Origin of the sequence: Novosphingobium sp. fls2-241-R2A-195 (assembly GCF_030209485.1) — a bacterium.
Classification (GTDB): Bacteria; Pseudomonadota; Alphaproteobacteria; order Sphingomonadales; family Sphingomonadaceae; genus Novosphingobium; species Novosphingobium resinovorum.
In genome coordinates, this window is record NZ_JARVRY010000016.1 from 117,647 (window position 1) to 137,337 (window position 19,691).

Annotated in this window: 20 protein-coding genes; 6 read left to right on the forward strand and 14 right to left on the reverse strand. The window is 64.1% G+C overall.

Translation table 11 applies throughout. The features are described 5' to 3' along the window. Window positions 1-219: 219 nt before the first annotated feature. Complete coding sequence (locus QRN25_RS13370) at window positions 220-462, forward strand: hypothetical protein (RefSeq protein ID WP_271183271.1); 243 nt, start codon at window positions 220-222, stop codon at window positions 460-462. Window positions 463-621: 159 nt separating this feature from the next. On the opposite strand, the gene rpoD is transcribed toward QRN25_RS13370, so the two are convergent. The 3 genes from rpoD to QRN25_RS13385 form a co-directional block, all read right to left on the reverse strand. Beyond that, entirely contained in the window at window positions 622-2,652 is a 2,031-nt protein-coding gene (gene rpoD, locus QRN25_RS13375; RefSeq protein WP_285019849.1) for an RNA polymerase sigma factor RpoD, read from the reverse strand. A gap of 71 nt (window positions 2,653-2,723) precedes the next feature. Continuing rightward, window positions 2,724-4,610, reverse strand: coding sequence for a DNA primase (gene dnaG / locus QRN25_RS13380; RefSeq protein WP_285019850.1), 1,887 nt, complete (start codon window positions 4,608-4,610; stop codon window positions 2,724-2,726). Between the two features lie 23 nt (window positions 4,611-4,633). Beyond that, complete coding sequence (locus QRN25_RS13385) at window positions 4,634-5,086, reverse strand: GatB/YqeY domain-containing protein (RefSeq protein WP_271183273.1); 453 nt, start codon at window positions 5,084-5,086, stop codon at window positions 4,634-4,636. A gap of 183 nt (window positions 5,087-5,269) precedes the next feature. On the opposite strand from QRN25_RS13385, the gene carA reads away from it, so the two are divergent. The 4 genes from carA (at window position 5,270) to greA (ending at window position 10,930) form a co-directional block, all read left to right on the forward strand. After that, window positions 5,270-6,436 (forward strand): glutamine-hydrolyzing carbamoyl-phosphate synthase small subunit, encoded by a 1,167-nt coding sequence (carA, locus tag QRN25_RS13390; RefSeq protein ID WP_285019851.1) that lies wholly within the window; start codon window positions 5,270-5,272, stop codon window positions 6,434-6,436. A gap of 158 nt (window positions 6,437-6,594) precedes the next feature. Continuing rightward, window positions 6,595-6,969 carry a hypothetical protein gene (locus QRN25_RS13395; RefSeq protein WP_285019852.1) on the forward strand — a complete coding sequence of 125 codons (375 nt, stop codon included), beginning with the start codon at window positions 6,595-6,597 and terminating at the stop codon, window positions 6,967-6,969. 46 nt (window positions 6,970-7,015) lie between these two features. Further along, the gene (carB, locus tag QRN25_RS13400) at window positions 7,016-10,339 is read left to right on the forward strand and encodes a carbamoyl-phosphate synthase large subunit (RefSeq protein WP_285019853.1); all 3,324 of its coding nucleotides are present in this window, start codon (window positions 7,016-7,018) and stop codon (window positions 10,337-10,339) included. Window positions 10,340-10,453: 114 nt separating this feature from the next. Beyond that, window positions 10,454-10,930 carry a transcription elongation factor GreA gene (greA, locus tag QRN25_RS13405; protein WP_008828706.1) on the forward strand — a complete coding sequence of 159 codons (477 nt, stop codon included), beginning with the start codon at window positions 10,454-10,456 and terminating at the stop codon, window positions 10,928-10,930. Window positions 10,931-10,994: 64 nt separating this feature from the next. Here the strand turns inward: greA and QRN25_RS13410 are convergent, their stop codons facing one another. From QRN25_RS13410 to QRN25_RS13430, 5 genes are all read right to left on the reverse strand, one after another. Next, window positions 10,995-11,216, reverse strand: coding sequence for a DUF4170 domain-containing protein (locus QRN25_RS13410; protein WP_008828705.1), 222 nt, complete (start codon window positions 11,214-11,216; stop codon window positions 10,995-10,997). A 137-nt stretch (window positions 11,217-11,353) separates the two neighbouring features. After that, window positions 11,354-11,905, reverse strand: a complete 552-nt coding sequence (locus QRN25_RS13415) for a hypothetical protein (RefSeq protein ID WP_285019854.1) — start codon at window positions 11,903-11,905, stop codon at window positions 11,354-11,356. Between the two features lie 18 nt (window positions 11,906-11,923). Then, a complete protein-coding gene (locus QRN25_RS13420) occupies window positions 11,924-12,226 on the reverse strand; it encodes a hypothetical protein (protein WP_285019855.1) in 303 nt (100 codons plus the stop codon). Window positions 12,227-12,244: 18 nt separating this feature from the next. After that, window positions 12,245-12,628: a phage holin family protein gene (locus QRN25_RS13425; RefSeq protein ID WP_285019856.1), complete on the reverse strand. Its 384-nt coding sequence runs from the start codon at window positions 12,626-12,628 to the stop codon at window positions 12,245-12,247. Between the two features lie 35 nt (window positions 12,629-12,663). Further along, on the reverse strand, window positions 12,664-13,143 hold the full coding sequence (locus QRN25_RS13430) for a DUF883 C-terminal domain-containing protein (RefSeq protein WP_285019857.1): 480 nt from the start codon (window positions 13,141-13,143) through the stop codon (window positions 12,664-12,666). Between the two features lie 176 nt (window positions 13,144-13,319). On the opposite strand from QRN25_RS13430, the gene eno reads away from it, so the two are divergent. Then, on the forward strand, window positions 13,320-14,606 hold the full coding sequence (gene eno, locus QRN25_RS13435; RefSeq protein ID WP_285019858.1) for a phosphopyruvate hydratase: 1,287 nt from the start codon (window positions 13,320-13,322) through the stop codon (window positions 14,604-14,606). Between the two features lie 116 nt (window positions 14,607-14,722). Here eno and QRN25_RS13440 read toward each other — a convergent pair whose 3' ends face one another. The 6 genes from QRN25_RS13440 to QRN25_RS13465 all read right to left on the reverse strand — a co-directional run bounded on the left by QRN25_RS13440 (window position 14,723) and on the right by QRN25_RS13465 (window position 19,491). Beyond that, window positions 14,723-15,286 (reverse strand): helix-turn-helix domain-containing protein, encoded by a 564-nt coding sequence (locus tag QRN25_RS13440; RefSeq protein WP_008828699.1) that lies wholly within the window; start codon window positions 15,284-15,286, stop codon window positions 14,723-14,725. Between the two features lie 182 nt (window positions 15,287-15,468). Then, complete coding sequence (locus QRN25_RS13445; protein WP_271183282.1) at window positions 15,469-15,633, reverse strand: hypothetical protein; 165 nt, start codon at window positions 15,631-15,633, stop codon at window positions 15,469-15,471. 343 nt (window positions 15,634-15,976) lie between these two features. Then, on the reverse strand, window positions 15,977-16,399 hold the full coding sequence (gene ribH / locus QRN25_RS13450; RefSeq protein WP_285019859.1) for a 6,7-dimethyl-8-ribityllumazine synthase: 423 nt from the start codon (window positions 16,397-16,399) through the stop codon (window positions 15,977-15,979). Window position 16,400: 1 nt separating this feature from the next. Next, the gene (gene ribB, locus QRN25_RS13455; protein WP_271183284.1) at window positions 16,401-17,714 is read right to left on the reverse strand and encodes a 3,4-dihydroxy-2-butanone-4-phosphate synthase; all 1,314 of its coding nucleotides are present in this window, start codon (window positions 17,712-17,714) and stop codon (window positions 16,401-16,403) included. 57 nt (window positions 17,715-17,771) lie between these two features. Then, window positions 17,772-18,575 carry a crotonase/enoyl-CoA hydratase family protein gene (locus QRN25_RS13460; protein WP_285019860.1) on the reverse strand — a complete coding sequence of 268 codons (804 nt, stop codon included), beginning with the start codon at window positions 18,573-18,575 and terminating at the stop codon, window positions 17,772-17,774. Window positions 18,576-18,660: 85 nt separating this feature from the next. Then, window positions 18,661-19,491, reverse strand: a complete 831-nt coding sequence (locus tag QRN25_RS13465; RefSeq protein WP_271183286.1) for a coniferyl-alcohol dehydrogenase — start codon at window positions 19,489-19,491, stop codon at window positions 18,661-18,663. Window positions 19,492-19,691 lie beyond the last annotated feature (200 nt).

Consider the following 19,691-nt stretch of genomic DNA (forward strand, 5'->3'; position numbering starts at 1 on the left):
GATTCGTTTGCGGCTCCCTTAGTCGCGGCTTTGCCATATTGCGAGTCTTGTGGGCACCGCGTTCAGATCGCCCATGGCGCCATGCGGGCAATTTCGCAGCGCATTTGGATGTTTCAACCGCTTGATGCTTGCAAGGGCAAGTTCGAGGGCGCAAGTTCCGGCTCTCGATACACTGGGCTGAAAAGGCCGGATCGATAAGGCCGGAACAAGGGGATTGCCATGAAGCTGACCGTCATGCGCGCATTGAGCCTCGCAGGGGTGCTGGTTCTCGCAGGGTGTCTGGAAACGATGCCGGGGCCGGATCGGCCGCATCGTCCTCGCCCGGAAAAGCCTGCGATCTGCACGCGCGAATACATGCCTGTCTGCGCGGAAAAGCGGCGCCACCGCCAGACTTTCAGCAATGCCTGCATGGCCAAGGCGGAAGGCTTCCGTGTGATCGCCTCGGGGGAATGCCGGCGGTAAGGTGTTTGCTGCCGGGGACAAACCCTCATCGTCATTGCGAGCGGAGTGAAGCAATCCAGGGCGGATTGCGCGGCTCTGGATTGCTTCACTCCGCTCGCAATGACGAGGTAATAAAAGTGACGAGGTAATAAAAAAGCCCCGCCGAGGCGGGGCTTTCTCTTACTGGTCCAGGAACGAGCGCATCTTGCGCGACCGGCTCGGGTGCTTGAGCTTGCGTAGCGCCTTGGCCTCGATCTGGCGGATACGTTCGCGCGTCACCGAGAACTGCTGGCCGACTTCCTCCAGCGTGTGATCGGTGTTCATGCCGATACCGAAGCGCATGCGCAGCACGCGCTCCTCACGCGGAGTGAGCGAGGCAAGGACCCGGGTGACCGTCTCCTTGAGGTTCGCCTGGATCGCGGCGTCCACCGGAATGATCGCGTTCTTGTCCTCGATGAAGTCTCCGAGGTGCGAATCCTCCTCGTCGCCGATCGGCGTTTCGAGGCTGATCGGCTCCTTGGCGATCTTCATCACCTTGCGCACCTTCTCGAGCGGCATCGACAGACGCTCGGCCATTTCCTCGGGCGTAGGCTCGCGGCCCTGCTCGTGGAGGAACTGACGGCTGGTGCGCACCAGCTTGTTGATCGTCTCGATCATGTGGACCGGGATACGGATCGTGCGGGCCTGATCCGCGATCGAGCGCGTGATCGCCTGCCTGATCCACCAGGTCGCGTACGTCGAGAACTTGTAGCCGCGGCGGTACTCGAACTTGTCGACCGCCTTCATCAGACCGATGTTGCCTTCCTGGATAAGATCCAGGAACTGCAGGCCGCGGTTGGTGTACTTCTTGGCGATCGAGATCACCAGGCGCAGGTTCGCCTCGACCATTTCCTTCTTGGCGATGCGTGCTTCGCGCTCCGCCTTCTGGACCATGTTAACGATGCGCCGGAACTCGGGAAGCGCCATGCCGGTGGCGGCGGCGATGTCCGAGACTTCCAGACGGATACGCTCGACGGGGTCGGCTTCGTTCTCGGCGAAGGCAGCCCACTTCTTGTCCTTCTTGGCGACGTCCGTGATCCACGTATCGTCCAGCTCGCGGCCGACGTAGGATTCGAGGAAGTCGGTGCGCTTCACCTTGTGACGCTCAGCCAGACGCAGCATTTGCCCGCCCAGCGTCGTCAGGCGACGGTTGAAGGCGTAGAGGTTATCGACCAGATATTCGATCTTGGTCGCGTGGAACTTGACCGATTCCACCTGCGCCGTGAGGTCTTCACGAAGCTGCTGGTACTGGTCTTCCTTGGCGGCCGGGAAATCGATGCCCAGCGCCAGCGCCTCCAGACGATCGCGCTGCAGGCGCTCGAAAGTCTGGAACAGTTCGGTGATCAGCAGGAACTTCTCAAGCGCTTCCGGCTTGAGGGCCGCTTCCATCTGCGCGAGCGAGAGGGTGTTGTCTTCTTCCTCTTCCTCGGCCTGACGCTTGGGAATCGGGTTGCCGTCCTCGTCGAGTTCCTCGGAGTTGTCCTCGTCGTCGGAATCGTCGTCCTTGAACGAGGGGCCGGCGGTCTTTTCGCTGATTTCGCCGTCGTCCTCGTTCTCGCCGTCCTCGCTCAGGGCTTCGGGCGCGGGCTCCTTCGAAAGCATCGCGTCGAGATCGAGGATCTCGCGCAGCTGCATCTCGCCGTTGTTGAGCGCTTCGGACCACTGGATGATGGCGTGGAAGGTGATCGGGCTCTCGCACAGGCCCAGGATCATCATGTCGCGGCCGGCTTCGATGCGCTTGGCGATGGCGATTTCGCCCTCGCGGCTGAGCAGTTCGACCGCGCCCATCTCGCGCAGGTACATGCGCACCGGGTCGTCGGTGCGCTCGACCGTTTCCTTCTTCTTCGCGGGATCGACGTTGACGCGCGGCGAGACTTCATCGCCTTCGCTGTCGTCGTTATCGTCTTCCGAATCGCGGTCGTCGTTTTCCTGGCTTTCGGCATCCTCGTCGTTGTCGACGATGTTGACGCCCATCTCGTTCAGAGCCGAGGTGATGTCCTCGATCTGGTCCGAGGACATGTCCTGAGGCAGCGCCTCGTTCAATTCATCGTAAGTGATGACGCCGCGACGCTTGGCACGCGCGATCAGCTTCTTGATCGAACCCTCGTTGAGGTCGATCAGCGGCGCGTCCTGGCCCTCGTTGTCCGCGCCGTTGGTGTCGTTCTTGCTCATCAGTTCGCCGTTATCCCGTGCCGTCGTGAGTGCGTAAACCTGGGGTCCGTAAACCTCGTATAATTATACAATCACGACGCATGTCTGGTTGCCATTTGCCTGAGACGGCTATCGAATTCCAGCTTTCTCTTCAGCAGTCGCTGCTGTTCGGCGAATGCCGAGTCGGAAAGCTCTGATTCGAACCGCGCCGTTGCTTTTGCCAGTGCCGCTTCGAGTACTGGTCGCTCGACGAGGAGGTCGATCGCCTGGGCCAGTTCGGCTGCCGCCTGCTCCTCGCTCGTTTCGGGAATCAGGAAGCCGAATCTAAGCCCTGCGTACTCGGCGGCCTTGGGTTGCACCAAGCCGTTGTCTCGCAATATGGTGGCGAGAACCTCGGTTTCAAGCGCGTCTGCGGCGCCGCAGCAGTCCACCAGTGTTTCGAAGCGCGGATCGAGACCGGGAGTCCGGGCAAGCGCTTCCGCGTGGCGCGCAAGTTGCGCGGGCCAGCGAATGAGCCCGGCGATGATCGCGGCGGAGAGCGCATCGCGGGTGCCTGCGCCTGCGAATCGGGTGTTCAGGCGCTCGATCGATTCGGGCGAGGAGGGGGCAGGGCTCGGCTTGCCGTTCCATTTGCCGCTTCCGCGCTGGTTCTGGCGAGGCTGGAAGTTTCCGCCACCACCTTGCCCTCCACCCTGTTGCCAGCGATTCTCCCGGCGCGGGAAGGCGAATTCGGAATAGCGGTCCTGCAGTTCGCGGCGGTAGAGCCCGGCGATGTCGGGGTGCTGGATCGTCTCGACGTGGGCCATCAGACGTGCCTTGAGACCGGCCTTGTCCTCGGGCGTGTTGAGCGGCACGGCGTCGCGCTCGGCCTCCCACAGCACTTCGACGAGGGACTTCGCCTCGCCGAGAATGTCCTCCATCGCGCGGGAGCCGCGCTGCTTGATGAGGTCGTCGGGGTCCAGCCCCTCGGGCAGGCGGACGATTCGCAGGGAGTGGGCAGGGCGCAGCAGCGGCAGCGCACGGGTGATCGCGCGCATCGCCGCGCGTTGACCGGCCGTGTCGCCGTCGAAGCACAGGGTGGGCGTCTCGACATGGCGCCAGAGCATCTCGATCTGGTGCTCGGTCAGCGCAGTGCCCAGCGGCGCGACGGCATCGGCGATACCGGCGGCGGCCAGCGCGATAACGTCCATGTAGCCCTCGACCACCACGATCCGCCCCGACTGGCGCGCGGCGGGCGCGGCGCGGTGCAGATTGTAGAGCGTGCGGCCCTTGTCGAACAGCGGGGTATCGGGCGAGTTGAGGTACTTGGGCGCATCGGTCTTGCCCTTGGTGAGGATCCGCCCGCCGAAGGCGATGACCCGGCCGCGCGCATCCTCGATGGGGAGCATCAGGCGGCCCCGGAAACGGTCGTAGGGATCGCGCTCCTCGACGGCGATGCGCAGGCCCGCCTCGATCAGCATGGGCTCTGGGAAGCGGGAGAGGGCCTCTTTCAGTGCCTGCCGCCCCTCGGGCGCATAGCCGAAGCCGAAGCGCTGCACGGTATGCGCATCGAATCCGCGCGTGGCCAGATAGGCGCGCGCCGCCGCGCCTTCTGCGCCGGACAGGCTGGCCTTGAACCACTCCTGCGCGGCGGCCATCACGTCGTGCAGGCTGTCGCGCTTCTCCGCCGCCCGCGCCATCTGCGGATCGGGCGCGGGGACGTCCATCCCGGCCTCGGCCGCCAGTTCCTTGACCGCGTCCATGAAGGCGAGGCCCTGGTGATCGGTCATCCAGCGGATGGCGTCGCCATGGGCGCCGCAGCCGAAGCAGTGGTAGAACCCTTTCTCGTCGTTGACGTAGAAGCTGGGCGAGTTCTCGTTATGGAAAGGGCAGCAGGCCCGATGCTCGCGCCCCGCCTTCTGCAGCCGCACGGAGCGGCCGATCAGCGCGGAAAGCGCGGTGCGGGACCGGAGTTGGTCGAGCCATTGGGGGGTGAGCACGAGACCTGCCGCCTGTCAGCAAATCAGGCCAGCGCCGCCTTCACCCAGCCGCTCGCCTTGGTCATGTCGAGCACCGTGCCGTGGCGGGCCTTCAGTTCGCCCATGACCTTGCCCATGTCCTTCATGCCCGATGCGCCGGTTTCGGCCTTGATCGCCTCGATGGCGGCCATGGTTTCTTCCTCGGACAACTGGGCGGGGAGGAAGGTTTCGATCACTTCCAGCTCGGCCTGTTCCTCGGCGGCCTTTTCGGGGCGGCCGCCCTGCTCGAACAGGGTGATCGATTCGCGGCGCTGCTTCACCATCTTCTGCAGCACGTCGATCACCAGCGCATCGTCGTCGGGCACGGTGTCGGCGGTGCGCAGTTCGATGTCGCGGTCCTTGATCTTTGCAAGGATGAGGCGGACAGTGGCGAGGCGCTGCTTCTCACCGGCCTTCATGGCGGTGATCTGCGCGGCCTTGATCGAATCACGAAGCATGGGTTTTCCTGCAAATGAACTGAGTGAACGGGGTGGTGCGTGTGGCAAAGCTAGCAACCTGCGCGCCGATTTGCACGTGTGCGCCCAAATTGCACCCCCACACCTTGACGCGGTGCACAACCCTCTCTAGCGGCCGCGTCTTAGCACACAACGTTAGAAACGCCGTCAACGGAGCGACCCACCATGGCCGACGCCGCATCTTCGCTTGCGCCCAAACCCGAAGGGGCAACGGGCGTTCTGGTTCTCAGCGACGGACATGTCGTTTGGGGACGTGGTTTCGGTCATGTCGGAGAGTCCGTGGGTGAAGTCTGCTTCAACACCGCGATGACCGGCTACCAGGAAGTCATGACCGACCCGTCCTACGCGGGCCAAATCGTCACTTTCACTTTCCCGCACATCGGCAATGTCGGCGTGAACGAGGAAGACCTCGAATCGCTGGTCGACGGCGCCGTCGGCTGCGTCGTCCGCGAGGACGTGACGCTGCCTTCGAACTTCCGTTCCGCAGGCGGCTACGGCGAGTGGCTGGCGAGCAAGGGCAAGGTCGGTCTCTCGGGCGTCGACACCCGCGCGCTGACCCGCCGCATCCGCACCGCCGGTGCGCCCAACGCCGTCATCGCCCACGACCCCGAAGGTAACTTCGACATCCCCGCGCTGATCAAGCGCGCGCAGGAATGGCCGGGCCTCGAAGGCATGGACCTTGCCAAGCTGGTCAGCCGCGAAATCCAGCAGGGCTGGGAAGGCTCGACCTGGGTGCTGGGCGAGGGCTACGGCGCTGCCGAGGGCGAAATCCGCCCGCACGTCGTCGCGATCGACTACGGCGCGAAGGACAACATCTTCCGCAACCTCGTGAAGGCGGGCGCGCGCGTCACCGTGGTTCCGGCCGAGACTTCGCTGGAAACCATCCTGTCGCTCGAACCCGCAGGCGTGTTCCTTTCGAACGGCCCGGGCGACCCGGCAGCGACCGGCGCTTATGCCGTGCCCGTGATCGCATCGCTGCTGGAGCGTGACATGCCGGTGTTCGGCATCTGCCTCGGCCACCAGATGCTCGGCATCGCGGCGGGCGCCAAGACCAGCAAGATGTTCCAGGGCCATCGCGGCGCCAACCATCCGGTCAAGCGCCATGCCGACGGCGTGGTCGAGATCACCTCGATGAACCACGGCTTCGCGGTGGACAACACCTGCCTGCCCGACAACGTCGAGGAAACCCACGTCTCGCTGTTCGACGGCACTAACTGCGGCATCGCGATCAAGGGCAAGCGCGCTTTCGGCGTGCAGTACCATCCCGAGGCGAGCCCCGGCCCGCAGGACAGCTTCTACCTGTTCGAGAAGTTCGTGGGTATGCTCGGCTGATGGTCGCAGCGGGTCAGGCTCCCTTGGCGGCGTTCGCGCCGTCCCACGCATCGGCGATGATTGCCGGTGCGGCCAAGGGAGCTTTCGACCCGGCACGGCGGATTGCCTATGCATCCAGGCACCTCATAACAAAGAAGGTGCCTGAAATGACTAGCGCAATGTCCGCTCTGATCGACCACATGATCGCCTACTACGTCGCCGGGCCGGCGTCCGAACTCTCGGTCGCGCCGCGCTTCTATCCTTACGGCGAGCTGCAGCTCATCTTCGAGGACAAGGTCTCCGTCGCCGTCCGCAAGTTCGGCCCGAAAGTGCGCAAGCACTCCAAGGAAGCCGGCAAGGCCTTCATCGATCGCATGATCGAGACGGGCGCCTGGTCGACCAACCAGGGCGAGTACGGCGGCTCGATGCACCAGTTCCAGGCCGACCGCTTTCGCGAAGTCATTCGCGCTGAGCAAGACGCTAACCCCATCATCCAGAACGCGAAAGCCGATCCCGATTACTGGGACAAGGCTTTCGGCGATCTGGTGGCATAAGCCACCGGGTCGCATTACAAGACACACAGGACACCCAGGAAAGCCCATGCCAAAGCGCACCGACATCTCCTCGATCCTCGTAATCGGCGCGGGGCCCATCATCATTGGTCAGGCCTGCGAGTTCGACTATTCGGGCACTCAGGCGATCAAGGCGCTGAAGGAGGACGGTTACCGGGTGATCCTGGTGAACTCGAACCCCGCCACGATCATGACCGACCCGGACATGGCCGACGCCACTTACGTGGAGCCGATCACCCCCGAGGTCGTCGCGCGCATCATCGAGAAGGAGCGCCCCGATGCGGTGCTCCCGACGATGGGCGGTCAGACCGCGCTCAACTGCGCGCTGGCGCTGTTCAACGACGGCACTCTGGAGAAGTACGGCGTCCAGATGATCGGCGCCGACGCCGACGCCATCGACAAGGCCGAGGATCGCCAGCGCTTCCGCGACGCGATGGACAAGATCGGCCTCAACTCGGCGCGTTCGGGCGTGGCGCATACGCTGGACGAGGCTTTCGCGGTGCTTGAGCGCACCGGCCTGCCCTCGATCATCCGCCCCAGCTTCACGATGGGCGGCACCGGCGGCGGCATCGCCTACAACAAGGCCGAGTTCGAGGCGATCGTGCGCTCGGGCCTCGATGCCTCGCCGACCACCGAAGTGCTGATCGAGGAATCGCTGCTCGGCTGGAAGGAATACGAGATGGAGGTCGTGCGCGACCGCCATGACAACTGCATCATCATCTGCTCGATCGAGAACGTCGATCCGATGGGCGTCCACACGGGCGACTCGATCACCGTCGCCCCGGCGCTGACGCTGACCGACAAGGAATACCAGATCATGCGCAACGCCTCGATCGAGGTGCTGCGCGAGATCGGCGTCGAGACCGGCGGTTCCAACGTCCAGTTCGCGGTGAACCCCAAGGACGGTCGCCTGATCGTCATCGAGATGAACCCGCGCGTGTCGCGTTCCTCGGCGCTGGCCTCGAAGGCCACCGGCTTCCCGATCGCGCGCGTCGCCGCCAAGCTGGCGGTCGGCTATACGCTCGACGAGATCATGAACGAGATCACCGGCGCGACGCCGGCCGCGTTCGAGCCGACCATCGACTACGTCGTCACCAAGATCCCGCGCTTCGCCTTCGAGAAGTTCAAGGGCGCCAAGAACGACCTCACCACCGCGATGAAGTCGGTCGGCGAAGTCATGGCGATCGGCCGCAACATCAAGGAATCGATGCAGAAGGCCCTGCGCGGCCTCGAAACCGGCCTTGACGGCTTCAACCGCGTGCCTGCGCTGGAAGGCGCTGGCCGTGACGTCATCACCGCCGCTCTTTCGCGCGCCACGCCGGAGCGTCTGCTGCACGCCGCGCAGGCTTTCCGCGAAGGCTTCACCGTGGACGAGATCCACGCGATCGCCCACTACGACAAGTGGTTCCTGCGCCACATCGAGGAGATCATCGCCGAGGAAACCAAGATCCTCGCCGAAGGTCTGCCCAACGATGCGGCGGGCATGCGCAAGCTCAAGGCCATGGGCTTCTCCGACAAGCGCCTTGCCACGCTGGCGGTGCGTTCGGTCGGCGTCGCGGGCGGTCTGGGCGAGACCCAGGCCAAGCGCTCGGGCCTGCTGCATGACGCGCTGCGCGCCATGGCGGGTGCCACCAGCGAGAAGGAAGTGCGCCAGCTTCGCCGCAAGCTGGGCGTCGTTCCCGTGTTCAAGCGCATCGACAGCTGCGCCGCCGAGTTCGAGGCGGTGACGCCCTACATGTACTCGACGTACGAAGCCCCGATCTTTGGTGAGCCCGAGGACGAGGCGATGCCGTCCGACCGCAAGAAGATCGTGATCCTCGGCGGCGGTCCGAACCGGATCGGGCAGGGCATCGAGTTCGACTACTGCTGCGTCCACGCCTGCTTCGCGCTTTCGGAAGCGGGCTATGAGACCATCATGGTCAACTGCAACCCCGAGACGGTCTCGACCGACTACGACACCTCGGACCGCCTCTACTTCGAGCCGCTGACCGCCGAAGACGTGCTCGAAATCCTGCGCGTGGAACAGCAGAGCGGCGAACTCGTCGGCGTGCTGGTGCAGTTCGGCGGCCAGACTCCGCTCAAGCTGGCGCAGGCGCTGGAAGACGAGGGCATTCCGATCCTCGGCACCTCGCCCGACGCGATCGACCTTGCCGAAGACCGCGAGCGGTTCTCGGCGCTGGTGGACAAGCTGGGCCTCAAGCAGCCCGCCAACGGCATTGCCCGCAGCCGTGATGAGGCGGTGAACGTCGCCAACCGCATCGGCTACCCGGTGCTGATGCGCCCCAGCTACGTGCTGGGCGGCCGCGCGATGGAGATCGTCGACAGCGAACAGCAGCTCGACGACTACATCACCACCGCCGTGCAGGTCTCGGGCGACAGCCCGGTGCTGATCGACCAGTATCTGCGCGACGCCATCGAGTGCGACGTCGATGCCCTGTGCGACGGCGAGCGCGTCGTCGTGGCGGGCGTGATGCAGCACATCGAGGAAGCGGGCATCCACTCGGGCGACAGCGCCTGCACTCTGCCGCCCTACAGCCTGCCGCCCGAGATCATCGCCGAGATGGAGCGTCAGGCCGAGAAGCTGGCGTTCGGCCTCAACGTCAAGGGCCTGATGAACATCCAGTTCGCGGTGAAGGACGGAGAGGTCTACCTCATCGAGGTCAACCCGCGCGCCTCGCGCACGGTGCCGTTCGTCGCCAAGGCGCTGGGGCAGCCGGTCGCCAAGATCGCCGCGCGCGTCATGGCGGGCGAGAAGCTGGACACCTTCCCGCCGTTTAAGCGCGACCTGCCGTACATGGCGGTCAAGGAAGCCGTGTTCCCGTTCAACCGCTTCCCGGGCGTCGATCCGGTGCTCAGCCCCGAGATGAAGTCCACCGGCGAAGTCATGGGAATCGATAGCGATTTCGCCCGCGCCTTCGGCAAGGCCCAGCTTGGCGCCGGTATGAAGCTGCCGGTCGAAGGCACCGTGTTCGTCTCGGTCAAGGACAGCGACAAGCCGGTGATCCTGCCTGCGGTGAAGACGCTGATCGAGCAGGGCTTCCGCGTCGTCGCCACCAGCGGCACGCAGAAGTATCTGGCCGAAGCGGGCCTGCAGGTCGATCTCGTCAACAAGGTGGCCGAGGGCCGTCCGCACATCGTCGACAAGATCGTCGATGGCGAGATCGCGCTGATCTTCAACACCACCGAAGGCTGGCAGAGCCTGGTGGACTCCCAGTCGATCCGCGCCTCGGCGCTGACCGGCAAGGTTTCGATCTTCACCACGGCGGCGGCCAGTGTAGCTGCGGCGGAGGCGATCGCGACAATTCGCGGGAGCAAACTTGAAGTGCGATCGTTGCAGGACTACTATAGCTGAAATCGATCTCGCCTCCCCCCACATCGCAGCAGATCGGCCCCGCCCGCCTAGGGCGGGGACAGGAAACTAGTCGCAAGACCTTTGGGGGAAGGCCGCAGGAGGAAATGAATTAGAATGGCAAGTGTCGAAAAGCTGCCGATGCTCGCGGAAGGTTACGAGCGGATGACCGCGGACCTCAAGGCGCTGCGCGATGAGCGTCCGCTCATCGTCGACGCCATCGAGGAAGCGCGTGCCCACGGCGATCTTTCGGAAAACGCCGAGTACCACGCCGCCAAGGAGCGCCAAGGCCAGGTCGAGGCGACCATCGCCGACCTCGAGGACAAGATCACGCGCGCGCAGATCATCGATCCCGCGACGTTGTCGGGCGACAAGATCATCTTCGGCGCCACCATCACCCTTCTCGACGATGATGAGAAGCCGGTGAAGTACCAGATCGTCGGCCCTTACGAAGCGGACGCGAAGGTCGGCCGCATCAGCTACAACTCGCCGCTCGGCAAGGCGCTGATCGGCCGCAAGGTCGAGGAAGAGATCGAAGTGACCGTCCCGTCGGGTGACAAGTTCTACCTGGTGCAGAAGATCGAATTCATCTGATCCTCTTCGCTTCAGGATAAAGAAAAAGGCCGGCGTTTCCGCCGGCCTTTTTCGTTTCCGCTGCTCAGGCTGCCGGCAGTTCCGGCTCGAGCAGGCGATGAAGATGCACGATCACGTACTTCATCTCGGCATCATCGACGGTGCGCTGCGCTGCCGATTTCCAGGCATTCTGGGCCTCGGCGAAATCGGGATAGACACCGACGAGGTCGAGAGCCTTGAGGTCGGTGAATTCGAGGCTGCGCGGATCTTTGACCCGGCCGCCCATTACAAGGTGAAGCTTCTGCATGGGAGAGTGCCGCTTTCCTGCTGGTTGGGAGATAAGCGGCCTATAATTTTGGAGAGGTCAAGGAGCAAGTGCACAAGACGCACCTTGATCGCGCAGTAAGCGAAAAGGTGCGTCTTTAGCTGAAATTCACGAGCCGTTTACGATTTGACACGCTTCTTGAGGTCTTCGGCCATGTGCAGCACCTTGGTCGAGCGGACAGCCGCTGCGTCTCCAAGGCGGTTGGCGGTGTCGGCAGCCGCATCGCCAAGCCTGCTGGCTCGGCGGGCAGTCGCACGGCCGAGGGCACTTGCGGCGCCTACTGCAGCCAGGCCGTACTTTTCGAGATTGAGAATGGCCAGATCGCTGGCCTTTTCAGCGCTGTCCGCGAACTTCGAGGCCTGCTTGCGCGCATCGATGCCGATGTCGTGCGCCTTGTCGCCCGCCTTGCGGCCGAGTACGACGCTGGCGGTGCCGGCTGCCTCCGCGAGGTCCAGCGTGCGCGCGACGATCCGCCTGCTGACGCGGCGCGGCAGGAGGGCGCTCACCGCGACGCCGACGGCGACACCGCCTGCGACGGTCAGTACCGGGTGCTTCTTGACGAAGGCGATGACTTTGTCAGACGGCTTGGGCTCGGCGATCTTCGCGGGCAGGGCGACGACGTTCGCACCCTTGCTGACATCGATCGGGGTGGACGACTCGGTCTTGCTCACCTGGCGTTCCTTCCTTGGTCAAGAGACCCGGTCGCGCACGCTGTCCAACAGGCGCTGCGCCAGGTCGATAATGGGATTACGCAAAAACCAAAGCACGAGCGCGGCCAAGGTTCCGCCGATTGCGGCGGGATGCTCCTCGACAACGGCAACGGCCTCGTCGAACATCAGCTTGGCCTGATCGAGCGCCTCGTCAGCGATCCGGCCGCTGATCCCGCGCTCGTCCATGTCGGCCTTGAAAGCCTGGTAATGTCCGTCGAACTTCGCCTTCGCGGCGTCGCGCGCGGCCCGGTCCACCAGAACCTGCGCTGCCTGCTTGCCCATTCGAGCCCCCGTAATAGATTAATCGTCCTGAGAACCGCCCGCGATACGCAGCATCCGGCGCAGCCGTGCGCGCGCACTCCAGGCCCCGAATGCGGCAAGCGCAAGCAATACCAGCGTGACAACCGCCATCGCGCCCCACAATCCGAGCAGCGGACCCAGGGCAATCACCGTACCGACCACGAAGGCCATGACAGCGAAGAAAACCAGCACCGCTGCCACCACGAGCAGCATGACGATAGTGCGCGTTTCCGACCCGACATATGCAGCGCGCGACTTTTGAAACGCGAGTTCAGCCTGCGCAAAAACCTTCGCTTCATCCGCCAACTGGCGCAGATCCTGCGCCAGCGACAGATTCTCGTAATCCTCGGCCGCAGGGGCGAGGGCGGGTGTGGTGTCCTGCATTCTCTCAGGAAGTCAGCTCAGGCGCCGAAGCGCCTTCACTTGCCCCTGAGCAGGCGGGAAAGCACGAAGCCGGTCGCGGCCGCGATGCCGAGCGCCTGCCACGGGCTGTTGCGCACGAACGTCTTGGCATCCTCGCCAATGTCTTCGATCGACTTCTCGTCCAGCTTGGCTCCGGCGTCGGCCAGCGACTTCGATGCGCTGCGGGCGTAATCGCCGTACTTCACGCCGACCTTCTCGTCGATCAGGGCGGCATTGTCGTCGATCAGCTTGGAGACGCCGACGATCGCCTGACTGGCCTTGGCTTTGCCTTCCTCGGCATAGCCGGCGGCCTTTACCTTGGCATCGGCCGCGAAGGCGCTGGCCTTGTCCTTGGCTTCACCGCTGCGGGTCTTGCATTCGCTCGACACTTCACCGGCGAAAGCCTGTGCACCGGCCTTGGCTTCCTCGACCGCCTTGGAGAAGTGATTCTTGGCGCTTTCGGTGCCGTTTCCGGCGGAGATGGTGGGTTCGACCATGCGATTATCCTTCCTTGTCTATCCTTGGCGCGAATTGGCATCATAAGCCATGTGCGGACAGAGTAACACAACTTGTCGTTCCTTGCTGCAACGCAACTTGTCACGCGAAGTTCCCCTGCTAAGACCGCCTCCGGACGGATGGCGCGTAATGCGCCCGCTTGAGGAGAACCGCAGACATGACCGCGATCATCGACATTCACGGACGGGAAATCCTGGACAGCCGCGGCAACCCCACCGTGGAGGTGGACGTCCTGCTGGAAGACGGCAGCTTCGGCCGCGCGGCAGTGCCCTCGGGCGCATCGACCGGCGCGCACGAAGCGGTGGAACTGCGTGACGGCGACAAGAGCCGCTATCTCGGCAAGGGCGTGCTCAAGGCCGTGGATTCGGTCAACGGCGAGATCGCCGAGGCGCTCGTCGGGCTCGACGCCGAAGACCAGCGCGACCTCGACCTCGCCATGATCGAACTCGACGGCACGCCGAACAAAGCGCGCCTCGGTGCCAACGCCATCCTCGGCGTCAGCATGGCCGCCGCGAAGGCCGCCGCCAATGCGCGCGGCCTGCCGCTCTACTCCTACGTCGGCGGCGTTTCGGCGCATGTCCTGCCAGTGCCGATGATGAACATCATCAATGGCGGCGAGCATGCCGACAACCCGATCGACTTCCAGGAATTCATGGTCATGCCGGTCGGCGCCTCGTCGCTGGCGGAAGCCGCGCGCTGGGGTGCGGAAATCTTCCATACGCTCAAGAAGGGCCTGCACGAGAAGGGCCTCGCCACCGCCGTGGGCGACGAGGGCGGCTTCGCGCCGAACCTTGCCAGCACCCGCGATGCGCTGGACTTCATCATGGCCTCGATCGAGAAGGCAGGCTTCAAGCCGGGCACCGACATCAAGCTCGCGCTCGACTGCGCCTCGACCGAGTTCTTCAAGAACGGCAAGTACGAGATCAGCGGCGAGGGCCTGAGCCTGTCGCCGGTGGCCTTCGCGGACTACCTTGCCGACCTTACCGAAGCCTATCCGATCATCTCGATCGAGGACGGCATGAGCGAGGACGACTTCGAGGGCTGGAAGGCGCTGACCGACAAGATCGGCCACAAGGTGCAGCTGGTCGGCGATGACCTGTTCGTCACCAACCCGGCGCGCCTGACCATGGGCATCGAAAAGGGCCTGGCGAACTCGCTGCTGGTCAAGGTCAACCAGATCGGCACCCTGACCGAGACGCTCGAAGCCGTCTCGATCGCCAACCGCAACGGCTACACCGCCGTCATGTCGCACCGTTCGGGCGAGACCGAGGACGCGACCATCGCCGACCTCGCCGTCGCCACCAACTGCGGCCAGATCAAGACCGGTTCGCTGGCCCGTTCGGACCGGCTTGCCAAGTACAACCAGCTCATCCGCATTGAGGAAGAGCTGGGCAAGGCCGCGCGTTATGCGGGCCTTGGTGCGTTCGGTCGCCTGAGCGCCTGAACCTGAAATGTCGCGGGTGACCGGTGCCGGGGAAATGGCGCCGGTCACCCGCTTCCTCCGCACGACGACCGGCCAATCCCCCCATGGGGCGAAGAGGTGGCTGGAGGCCGATCGCCTCAGCGTGCGGCGACGCTGTCCCTTGCGGTATCGTCGATCAACACGACGGAGCGGGATGCGGAGGCGAAGTATTCGAGCATCGCGGCATAGCCCCGCGCGCTCAGTTTGACGTAGACCCGGCGCGCGTCCCCAGGGTCGGCCTCCCGTACGAGGTGCCCCTGCTTTTCGAGAATCGCGATCCAGCGCAGCGCCGTCGTCGAAGGGACGGCGGAGCCGATGCATGCGCTCGTCACCGAGACGCGGCGGCGCTCCTTGGCAGCGATGAACAGATCGAGCAGTATATCCCAGGCGGGTTCGCCGAACAGTTCTTCCGAGCGGAAAATCTTGGTGCGCCGCCGCCGGTCGTCGTAAGTCTGGCGGGCGAGTTCCACCCAGATCGGGTGATCCTGACTCGCCGTGCCCTTGGGTTCACGGGCTTCCCCGGTGATGGCGAGGCTTTCCAGTATCGCCGAGGGACTCTCTCCGATCTCCAGTTCCCGCGCCATTGCCAGAAGTTCATTGGCGATTCCGATCAGCCGGATCGCTTTCGCCCGATTGCGCATCAACTGGTCCGTGTTCTCCATCGAATAGGATCGCCTGATGCGGGCCGCACGACTTCCTTCGCGAAAGTCATCGCGGCAATTGTGCCCATCGTTGCGAGAAAAGCAGCAACGCTCAGCAGGTTATGACCTGCATTCGCCGCTGTGTTGCTTGATCCGCCACGGACAAATCATAGGCAAACTTCCGAGGAAACGTCTCGCGCAGCTTAATCCGTATCGGACGCTTTACGCGGAATGCCGAATTCCCGGCATAAGGATTCGATGGCAGCTTCGAGGTGGGCGGCAGCGACCATTGCACCGATCTCTTCCAGTTGGCCGAGGTGCATCTCCAGATCGGCGGCCAGCGACTTCGCGATTGCGTCCTTGTTCACCCAAGCGTTCTCCAGCGGGAGGAACCAGTGCGTTCTCCCGGACCCGATACCACGAGCCATGGTTTGCGACCCGCCGGTTTGCCCGGCGTCAGTTGTTTCAGGTTATACATCCGTTTTCGAGCAAAATCGGAGCGACCTGCTCACGAACTACACGACGGACGATAATTGAAAACCGCGAATTCGATGATGTCCTGTAAGTGAACATTATAAAATTGGCGATTAACCGCAGGAGAATTGCGCTGATATGAATGATTTTGAAAGGACTTAAGTGTAATTACTTACTCAATTCGGTCACGCGATGCCCTCGGATTCTCCGTCGCAGGCATCGCGTGACGATTGGTTTTCAGGCGCCGAAGCGGCCCTTGAGGTCGTAAAGGGCGATAGCTGCCTTGGCTGCCTCGCCGCCCTTGTCCTTCTGTGCTGCATCGGCGCGGACGAGGGCCTGTTCTTCGTTCTCGACAGTCAAAATGCCGTTGCCGATGGCGATGCCGTCCATGGTCAGCGCCATGATACCGCGGGCCGATTCGCCGGCGACGATCTCGAAGTGATAGGTCTCGCCGCGGATGACGACGCCGATAGCGACGTAACCGTCATAGTCCCCGGTGGCATCGGCCAGCGAGATGGCGGCGGGAATTTCCAGCGCGCCCGGCACCGTGATGACTTCGGCTTGATGGCCTGCTGCCTTGAGCGCGGCCTTGGCGCCCGTGATCAGCATGTCGTTGAGATGGTCGTAAAAACGCGCCTCGATGATGAGGAAACGGGCCATGTCAGTTCGATCCTTCGCTGGTCGGGGCGATGATGGGCCGCTCGCCGACGATGTTGAGTCCGTACCCTTCGAGCGCAACCAGCGAGTGGTGCGTGTTGGTCAGCAGGACCATGTCGTGAATGCCCAGTTCCGCCAGGATCTGCGCGCCCACGCCGTAGTCCCTCAATTCCTCGAGGTCCGGGGTGCCGCCATTGCGGAACTCCTGCTTGATGTCCATCACGCGCGACATCAACTTGTTCATCGGACGGTTGATGACCACGATCACGCCCGAACCCTCCTCGCCGATCATTTCCATCGAGCGATGCAGGAGGTCGCCGCGATCGCCGGTGTCCTCGCCGAAGATGTCCGCGAAGAAGGACAGGGTGTGCATGCGCACAAGGGTCGGCTTCGACGGATCGATCCGGCCCTTCACCAGCGCCACGGTCTCATCGCCGGTCGCGCGGTTGAAGTACGAGCGGGCCACCCAGTCGCCGCCATGGCGCGAGTGGAAGCTGATCTCGTTACGCTTCTCGATCATGCGGTCGTGCTTGCGGCGATAGGCGATGAGGTCGCGGATCGTGCCGATCTTCAGGTCGTGCAGGCGTGCGAAGCCGATGAGGTCGTCCATGCGGGCCATGGTGCCGTCCTCCTTCATGATCTCGCAGATCACGCCGGAAGGGTTGAGCCCGGCGAGGCGCGAGATATCGACCGCCGCCTCGGTGTGCCCGGTGCGAACGAGCACGCCGCCGTCGCGGGCGCGCAGCGGGAAGACGTGGCCGGGCGTGACGATGTCGTCGCGCGTCTTGGTGCCGTCGATGGCAACCGAGATGGTGCGCGCACGGTCGCCTGCCGAGATACCGGTGGTAACGCCTTCGCGCGCCTCGATCGAGATGGTGAAGGCGGTCTCATGACGCGTGCCGTTATGGCTGCTCATCAGGTTGAGGCCGAGTTCGTCGACGCGCTGGCTGGTGATCGCGAGGCAGATCAGGCCGCGTCCATGCGTCGCCATGAAGTTGATCGCGGCCGGAGTCGCCATCTGCGCGGGGATGATGAGGTCGCCCTCGTTCTCGCGGTCCTCATCGTCGACGAGGATGAACATACGGCCGTTGCGGGCCTCGTCGATGATTTCCTCGATCGGTACGAGCACTTCGCGCTCGTCGTTCGAGAAAAGGACGCGCTCCAGCTTGCCAAGGGTTTCGGCAGTGGGGTTCCAGTCATCCTCGGTGCAATCGCGCAGCGTATTGGCGTGGAGGCCGGCGGCGCGCGCCAGGCTGGACTTGCTCATTCCGCCCTCGGTTACGAGCTTGCGGACCTTGTCGATCACATCGGTAGCCATTGTGGTGTTCAATCTCACATTTCAGTGTGATCGAAATAGGCGCGCCTCACATTCGGATCAAGAGCCTTTGAATTGCGGTGGCCGCTTTGCGAGAAAAGCGGCGACGGCTTCCTCGTGGTCGGCCGTGGCGTGGGCGGCGGCCTGCATGGCCGAGGCCATCTCCAGCAGCGTGGCAAGGTCCGCACGGCGGCCTTCCCACAGCAGTCGCTTGGTCATCCGTACCGCGTGCGGTGGATTGGCAGCGATGCGGCGGGCGAGGGCGCGGGCGGCGTCGAGAAGTTCGGCATCGGGCACCACGCGGCTGACAAGGCCGCAGGCCAGCGCCTCGGCGGCGTCGATCGGATCGCCGGTGAGCGCCATCTCGGCGGCTTTCGACCAGCCGATCACACGCGGCAACAACCATGAGCCGCCGTCGCCAGCAATGAGGCCAAGCTTGACGAAGCTCTCCGCGAACTTCGCGCTCTCGCCGGCGATGCGCAAGTCGCACATGCAGGTGAGGTCGCAGCCCGCGCCCATGGCAGCACCGTTGACGGCGGCTATGATCGGCACTTCCAGCGCCGCGAAGGCGAGCGGGAGCCGCTGGATGCCGCGCTTGTAGGAAAGACGCGTGGCGGCGGGAGACCCGGCGTTGAGGGTGCCGCCGGGCTTCATCTCGTTGATGTTGCCGCCGGAGGAGAAGCCCTTGCCCGCGCCGGTCAGGATGGCGACACGGGCCCGCGGGTCCGTCTCGAGCCGGGCGAGGGCGGCGAGCAGGGCCTCGATGACCTCGGCGTCGGAGATCGGGTTGCGCAGCTCGGGGCGGTTGAGCATGAGGAGGACGATGCCCTCCTCGTCGATTTCGTACAGCACCGCATCGCTCATCGCCTGTCTTCTTCCGTCCTGTCGCGTTGAAAGCTCAACCTAAAGACCGGCAGCGGTCCCGGATCAAGTCCGGGACGACGACGAATTATGCGTCCTGCTTCCTGGCCATCATCTTGGTGATGTCGACCTGACCTGTGGCGAGACCGCCCATAAAGCCGCCGTCCACCGGCAGCACGACGCCATTGACCACGCCTGCGAGGTCGGAGTTGATCAGGACCAGCGGCCCCGCCTGTTCTTCCGGCGTGGTGTAGCGGCCGAGCGGCTCGGCGGCGGCATCGACGACTTCCTTGCCCGAGACGGCGTGGAAGGTCGCCATCATCGGCGTCTGCGTGGGCGAGGGGAGCGAGCAGTTGATGCGGATGCCCTGCTTGATCAGGCGGGCACCCATGAACTGCGTCCAGACGATGACGGCTTCCTTCGAGAACGCATAGCCCTCGCCGACCTGGTCCATGTTCGCCTCGCACCAGTCGAGACCGGCCTGGAAGCCCTGCGTCGCCAGCAGTTGCATGTGGACCGGGATACGGCGGCTCCAGCCGAGGCCGCCCGTCGAGGCGATCGAGACGATCGCGCCCTTGTTCCCCATCAGCGGTACGACCTGCTCGGTCAGGTGACGGGTGCCGAGGAAATTGACCTTCATCGTGTCCATGGACGGAAAACCACCGCCGCCCGGGAGCCCTGCGCAGTTGAACAGCGCGTCGATCTTGCCTCCTACGCCGCTGACGGCGGCCTCGAGGCTGGCCGGATCGCGCAGATCGATCTGCGTGAACGAGGCCATCGGCACGGCGCTTTCCTTGAAGTCGAAGCCGTGGACCTCGGCGCCGAGCGATACCAGCAGCTTCGCGGCGGCCTCGCCCATGCCGGAGAAGCAGCCGCTGACGATTACGCGCTTGCCCTTGTAGCCCAGAACATCACTCATTGGTCGTTCCTTCCTCTCACGGGCGTGGTGCTGGCCGGGGCCGGACCTGCCGTTTCCTTTGCCCGTAGCTATGCGCTGTCGGCGGGTGGGTTCAACCGCCCCGGCGGGTCATCGCGCACACGATGGCAGCCCCTGCCTCGCCATCGGCCGCACGTCTTGCTAGGCGTCTTACGAGAACAAACGGCAAAGGCGGCAAGAGT